Here is a 7,287-nt window from a genome sequence, read left to right as displayed (position 1 = left end):
GTCACTCGATAAATGCGATCGCACTCACACCCGATGGAAAAACGGTGATTTCTGGTTCATCTGACAACACTATCAAAATCTGGGATTTGGTCACAGGTCAAGAAAAGTTGACCTTTAAAGGTCATAGTTCCTGGGTAACAGCGATCGCACTCACACCCGATGGACAAACGATGATTTCTGGTTCAGATGACAAGACTATCAAAATCTGGGATTTACCAACAGGTCAAGAAAAGTTCACCTTTAAAGGTCATAGTTGCGAGGTAAGAGCGATCGCACTCACACCCGATGGACAAACGATGATTTCTGGTTCTTATGACAAGACTATCAAAATCTGGGATTTACCAACAGGTCAAGAAAAGTTCACCTTTAAAGGTCATAGTTACGGGGTAAGAGCGATCGCACTCACACCCGATGGACAAACGGTGATTTCTGGTTCTTATGACAAGACTATCAAAATCTGGGATTTGGTCACAGAAACAGAAAATTTCACCTTTATAAGTCCCTTTAAAGGTCATAGTCACTCGGTAAATGCGATCACACTCACACCCGATGGAAAAACGGTGATTTCTGGTTCTTATGACAAGACTATCAAAATCTGGGATTTGGTCACAGGAACAGAAAAGTTGACCTTTCAAGGTCATACCTGGGTAAGAGCGATCGCACTCACACCCGATGGAAAAACGGTGATTTCTGGTTCTTATGACAACACTATCAAAATCTGGGATTTGGTAACAGGAACAGAAAAGTTGACCTTTAAAGGTCATAGTCACTCGATAAATGCGATTGCACTCACACCCGATGGAAAAACGGTGATTTCTGGTTCATCTGACAACACTATCAAAATCTGGGATTTAGCAACAGGTCAAGAAAAGTTCAAGTTCATCTTTAAAGGTCATAGTTCCTGGATAAGAGCGATCTCACTCACACCTGATGGAAAAACGGTGATTTCTGGTTCAGATGACAAGACTATCAAAATCTGGGATGTGGGAACAGGTCAAGAAAAGTTCACCCTTCCAGGTCATAGTTACTCAGTAAGTGCAATCGCAGTCACACCCGATGGAAAAACCGTGATTTCTGGTTCAGATGACAAGACTATCAAAATCTGGGATGTGGGAACAGGAAGAAAAAAGTTCACCCTTCAAGGTCATAGTGATTGGGTAAGAGCGATCTCACTCACACCCGATGGAAAAACGGTGATTTCTGGTTCTGCTGACAACACTATAAAAATCTGGGATTTAGCAACCAGAAAGGAAATAGCAACCTTCACAGGAGAAAATCCTATAACTTCCTGTGCAGTTGCTCCCGATGGGGTGACAATTGTTGCAGCGGAATTATCAGGAAGGTTACATCTTCTGCGTTTGCAACAGATGAATAGTTTATCTTTCTCTGCTTCAGCAAAGAGTGAAAATTTTGTAGGTCGTGATTTTATCTTCACTGCAATTAATAAATTTCTCCACCGTTACCCCAAGGGTTATTTCACCATTGTGGGTGTTCCCGGTAGCGGTAAAAGTGCCATTCTTGCCCAATTTGTGCGCCAAAATCCCCATACTATTTATTACAATGCCCAAATTGCGGGTAAAAATCGAGTTGAGGCATTTTTTCCAGAGGTTTGTACACAGTTAAATTTATTGTTAGAGAAATTATCTAGCACCCCTCCCCAACCTTCCCCGCAAACGATGACGGAGATAGGATTTATCAATGCACATGAGGGAAGTTGGTTATTTTCTACTTTATTGCAACAAGTCAGCGAGAATTTACCAGATCAGAAAATAATTATTGTCATTGATGGTTTGGATGGAATTGATATAAATAGTCAAGCTGTAGGCACGAATTTATTTTATCTACCGCGATATTTACCGGATCAAATTTATTTTATTTTCGCTCGTCGTCCCTATCAAAAATCCCATAGTGGCTTGTTAATTGAAGCACCATCACAAATTTTAGATTTAGCAGATTATCCAGTGGAAAATCGGCAGGATATTAAAGCATATATTCGGAAGAAACGAACCGCAGAGACGCAGAGTTCGCAGAGAAATATAATTGAATTAATTAATGAAAATGAAGATAATTTTATGTATGTGCAGCAGGTTTTAAAAGCTATGGCTGATGGTTTTTATTCTGTCAATAATTTTGAGCAAATTCCCCCATATTTAGAAACCTATTATCAACAACATTGGCAAAAGATGCAAGGTCATGGTTTATCTGATGTTGCGATGGATATATTGCGGGTTTTAACTGCTGAAGAAACTCAACCAATGTCAACGGTAGCTATTAGTAAAATTATCAAAGCTGATGTTTTTGATGTGGCGGAAATTATGGAAACTTGGTTAGAATTTCTGCAAGAAATACACACAAATAAAGAAACTAAATATCAATTATATCATCACAGTTTTCGGTTATATCTTCATGATTACAGCACTTTGCCTAACGGTTAAATACAAGAATTAAAGGAATAATTTGAAAAATCAAGATGAAACCTGTAAAAATCCAGTTCCCTCCCCTTTACAAGGGGAGGGTTAGGGTGGGGTAAAAAATATTTGATACATCAACTATAACTTTTCAAACACCCTCTTAATAATTATTAGCAAATCTTGAAATAATTTGCTAATTAAAATCCATCATCCCCCCAAATTCTTCCATCATTCTTTCCAGTAGTTCTTCCATCATATCTTCCTGTACAGAACGGAGACTTTCTGGTCCTGCGAGAAATTCTTTAATAGTGATCTTTTTATCTTTAAAGTCTTGAACAAAATCACGAATTTCCGCAACTATCTTAGTTTGAGATTGGATAGTTTCCAGCATTAATTCAATACAATCAACACCTTGTTTAGCTGCTTTTTTATAATCCGCAACCATTGATCCTTCCGGGGTATTTTTTGCTAACCGGAGTTCCTGTTTCAACTTCTCATATTGATTTTTGAGAATTTGATTGTGTTGTTCTATATTTTTACATCTGCGACTTAAATCATCTTCGCTATTATTATCAATTGTTTCTCCGACTTCATATTTACGTTCAATTTCCAAAAGTCGCGCTAAATCTCCATCTTGGTAAGCTTTATTAATTTCCTTCATTATTTCCGTGTGAGTCATTTGGGTTTCATTATCTTTAACCTTATCAGGGTGAAAGATTTCCGCTAACCGCAAAAATGTCTGTCGGATTTTTCTAGATTCATCTGTTCTCGCTACTGTGGGAGATTCTGAATCTTGTTCTGCTTCCCAAAATTGACGACGACGTTGATGATTTTCTTGAGAATCATTATCTTCAAATAGTTCATCTAATTCTTCATTATCATCATTTTCTTTTTCTTCTTCAATATGTTTATAACTAATAATTCCTCCCATTTGCAAACTTCTGTACAGTGATTGGATATTTTTCTGGGTTTGCTTTCCCATTTTTCTTGTATTTAAAATTTCGGCAAACAAAGCATGAATTTCTGCATCTAATTCGGCCATTGTTTTCATATTCGGACTAACTCGATGAAATACCTCTGTCGCTAAAGAACGCATTTTTTCGACAAAGTTATTTAATTCTGTCCGCTTTTTCTTAATTTGCTTTAATAGAGATTGGTGTTCTTTCTCTAAACCCGCTAACTGGAGATGTAAGTCAGAAAGAGCTAGGGGAGTTACTGTAGTTGAGGATGCTGTTTTTGTTTTGCGTGCCATGGCAGATGCAATTAAGCTCAGGGTTGATAAACGAACACAATTAATATTATATTTTAAATATTGATATTTATAGAAGATTTTAAATTAAATTAACTGGTTATAATTACTCAACTCAAACCCTTTCACAGTCAACATTTCTCGCACTTGCTTACTCAATAAACCCGCTAATTCTACCTCACCACCGTTATTTATCTCAGTATTCACTAAATCAGGATGAGAATAAATTTCTACTAATTCCGCTTCTATTTGCGGTATCAAACCGAGTAAATATTCTTCGCTCATGTCACCAGTTTGTAACAATCCATAAACCCTGTCAGCAAATTTAATTTGATTCGCTTTTAATAAACCTTCTCCATAACGGCGTAATTGTCCAAAAACAATAGACCAAATTATTTTAGTGAATAAATTACGGTTATCAATTTTGAGGTTTTTGCTTAATTCTTCTGAAGGTAGACGAATAAATTTAATCTGAAATTCCGCGGCAAATTCTGTTAAAATATTCAAAATTACAGGATGTACATGAAGATGTAAATGTCCATCAACATGAGCAAGATTTAAACCAGAATCCCGAAATTTTTCTAATTGAGCAGATATTTCTAACCGCAATTCTGCACGGGTAGCTTGATTAAATTGATAACTTAATCCTGCTTGGGTGGGATTATTAGAGAAATTCCCTTGAGAGTCTACTAAATTGGGAATTTGTGCAGGTGGTAAAACCGATTTACCGCACACTAAAACCAGGTGTAAACCCACTGCTAAATGAGGGTGATTTTTTGCCAGTGCGATCGCCTCTTGTGCAGCATCACCACTTACCATTAAACTAGTGCTAGTTAAAATGCCTTCCTCATGGGCTTGAATAATCGCTGCATTCACACCCTGGGAAAACCCGAAATCATCAGCATTAATAACGAGAAAATGAGGTTTATTCACAGCATTAATTATATGTTAATTGTCTTGAAACTTGATGATAAAAATCAAATATCATTTTGCTCATCTTCCATAACTTCAGCCATCCAATCTTCTTCTTGTTCAATTTCATTTAATTCTTCATCTGAGATATCCAGTTCTTTTTTAGAAAATACTCTTCTAGCTTTTTTATCCAAAATTTCTACAATACTTGTTTTATCTTTCTTAATAGCCTCAATATCATCTTTTTGCAACAGAATCATATAATAACGAGATACATCCATCATTCTATAAGCATATCGATAAGCATCTCTTGTAAACTCTCCAGTTGTCACAACCATAACTACATCTGCCCCTGTAACAAATGTTAAACCTATTTCTTTAGCTAAAACATCAATATCAACTTTAGCTGTATTTTTGCATTGAATTTGCCAACGACTATAAACAAACCTATCAGAAGCTGCTAAAACATCAACTTCTCCTTTGCCATTTTCTCTACTACGCCATTTTGTAAACCTCAGACTCGTAAGACGGATCATCCAAATTGCTAGAAGTTCTAATGCTTTACCTTTTATATGTTTATCTGGATGATTTAATTCATTGACAACATCATCAAAAGTGCGATTAAGTTCAATCTCTGAAATTCTCGTTTCATTAGCAATAGATTTTAATAATGGTGTTAATATTTCTGATCTAGCTTTATTACTTAGTCGAACATTATTAGGTTTAGCACCTCTACCACCTGTAGTTTTTTCTGTTTCTATTAACCCAAAATTTACCAGTGGTTGAATTACATCTTTCACTAAATTTTTAGTCGTGAGTCTTAATTTATAAATACTTCTTGTATGTTGCGCTATTTTGTTAGCTGGTGTAAATTCTTGTATATTTAAGTTTAGTAAACTCAATAAAAAGTGTTTTTGTGCTGGATTTAGTGCATAAAGTTCATCAATAAAATCTTTATTAATACCTAAAATATCAGAAACAATATCCCAATTAATTTCCGTTTTCCTTTCAAAAACACCTGCTAGAGATAACCAACTTCTCATGGTACTTACATAAGTGCAATTAGGAGATATTGAATATCCCCTTTCTTGTAATTCATAGCTGATTGCTTCTAATTGTGGTTCTTCTCCTCGATTATTAATCACATCAATGGCCTTTAATAAAGCCATTCCTGCTAAATTATTTAATATATGTCCTGCAAACTTTTGATTTACAAATGAACTATTATTAGCACCAGATAAAAATTCTTCAGCTAGAGAAGTCAGTTTATATTGACGTGATTCTTGTAAATCCTCAATTAGTTGATATGCTCTAATTGATAAGAAACAATTCATTGCCAATTTACCAATATTTTCTGATGCTAGTTTAGATGATGTTTGTTGAGAATGTTGAGAAAAATAACGTTCAGCAATACTAGCTTCTAGTATATCCCGATTTGGTTGACACTTATTACATAATTCTAGAATTTCAATTAAGGAGAATTTATTTGGATCAAATTGATCTCCATAAGTAAATCTTTTTAATTTTTTTTTGATGTTTTTTGATTCCATTTGCTATTTACCTAACATATTAAAATTTACTTTGTCAATACTGTTAAAATAATCCTAACTGAATAGTTTGTGATTTATTAAGAGAATTTTCTAAATCAATAGGTAATAAATCTGCTGGTAGTTCAACAACCAAAGGAGCATTTTTTTCAAATCTCAATTGTGAACTTTTAACATAATTTTCATCTATTTCAAAAGATAACCATTTTCTTTGTAATGTTTCTGCTACTCTACCTGTCATATTAGACCCAGCAAAAGGATCTAATACAATATCTCCTGGTTCAGTACAAAGATTAATGATAAACTCTGGTAAAGCTTGAGGAAATCTGGCTGGATGTGGTTTAAAACCTTCCTCTTTACAGCGTATTTGGTAATAATCATTGGAAGCAGTATTAGAAGCAGAAATCATGTTAACTGCTAAGAATAAATCTTCTTGAATTGGAGTTGGTTGTCCCATTTCTTCTTTATCTATACTAGAACGTCCATCAATAATATTAGGAGGAATAGCACCACCTCTATCATTACTAAATTTATGAGAAATATCATGACCTGATGGTCTTAATTTAGGTTTATAGCCATTTTTAAGCAGATTTTTCATGGCTTGACTATAAGGTTTTAAAACTCTTCTATTATTAGCTTTAGGATGGGGTTCTTTAGACAGCCACCAAATAGTATTTACAGCATCTTTAACTCGTTCTCTGCGAACTGTTACCCATTCTGCGGGAGTAGGAAGTTTTGCGGGATTATACCAATATAATTCTTGTGCTAAATAAAAACCTAATCCACCTTTTTTTTGTGGTTTACACAAAGAAACAACAAGTTCAAAATGATAAAGAGAACGAACTGGTATTCCTTTAACCCAACTTCCACCAATATCAATTACTAATGAACCTGTAGGTTTGAGAATGCGGTGAAATTGTACTGCAAAATCTTTGAACCATTCTACATATTCATCAGCATCAACGTTACCATATTCTTTTTTTCTAAGTAGTGCAAATGGTGGAGATGTACAAATTAAATCTATACTTTCGTCAGGAATATCTGTCATTAATTCCAGACTATTTCCTAAATAAGCAGCACCAAATTCTGTTTGGTAGTAAGCAGCAAAATTATTTTGCATATTAATTCAAAATTTTATGTAGTAGTAAGGATGGAATTAACGCCATCC

Annotated in this window: 5 protein-coding genes; 1 reads left to right on the top strand and 4 read right to left on the bottom strand. The window is 34.8% G+C overall.

Going from position 1 to position 7,287, the window contains the following annotated elements:
• Nucleotides 1-2,435, top strand: a 2,435-nt coding sequence (locus AN490_RS00800) for an AAA family ATPase (protein ID WP_299999019.1), incomplete at its 5' end; no start/stop codon positions are given.
• A 169-nt stretch (nt 2,436-2,604) separates the two neighbouring features.
• On the opposite strand, the gene AN490_RS00795 is transcribed toward AN490_RS00800, so the two are convergent.
• The 4 genes from AN490_RS00795 to AN490_RS00780 form a co-directional block, all read right to left on the bottom strand.
• Complete coding sequence (locus tag AN490_RS00795) at nt 2,605-3,663, bottom strand: J domain-containing protein (protein ID WP_299999017.1); 1,059 nt, start codon at nt 3,661-3,663, stop codon at nt 2,605-2,607.
• An 84-nt stretch (nt 3,664-3,747) separates the two neighbouring features.
• Nucleotides 3,748-4,593: a hopanoid biosynthesis-associated protein HpnK gene (hpnK, locus tag AN490_RS00790; protein WP_299999015.1), complete on the bottom strand. Its 846-nt coding sequence runs from the start codon at nt 4,591-4,593 to the stop codon at nt 3,748-3,750.
• 44 nt (nt 4,594-4,637) lie between these two features.
• The gene (locus AN490_RS00785) at nt 4,638-6,122 is read right to left on the bottom strand and encodes a restriction endonuclease (protein WP_299999013.1); all 1,485 of its coding nucleotides are present in this window, start codon (nt 6,120-6,122) and stop codon (nt 4,638-4,640) included.
• A gap of 43 nt (nt 6,123-6,165) precedes the next feature.
• On the bottom strand, nt 6,166-7,239 hold the full coding sequence (locus AN490_RS00780) for a site-specific DNA-methyltransferase (protein WP_299999011.1): 1,074 nt from the start codon (nt 7,237-7,239) through the stop codon (nt 6,166-6,168).
• Between the last annotated feature and the right edge of the window lie 48 nt (nt 7,240-7,287).

The sequence above is a fragment of the Anabaena sp. AL09 genome, from assembly GCF_001672255.1.
GTDB lineage: Bacteria > Cyanobacteriota > Cyanobacteriia > Cyanobacteriales > Nostocaceae > Dolichospermum > Dolichospermum lemmermannii.
This window is presented reverse-complemented; position numbering and strand designations above follow the sequence as displayed.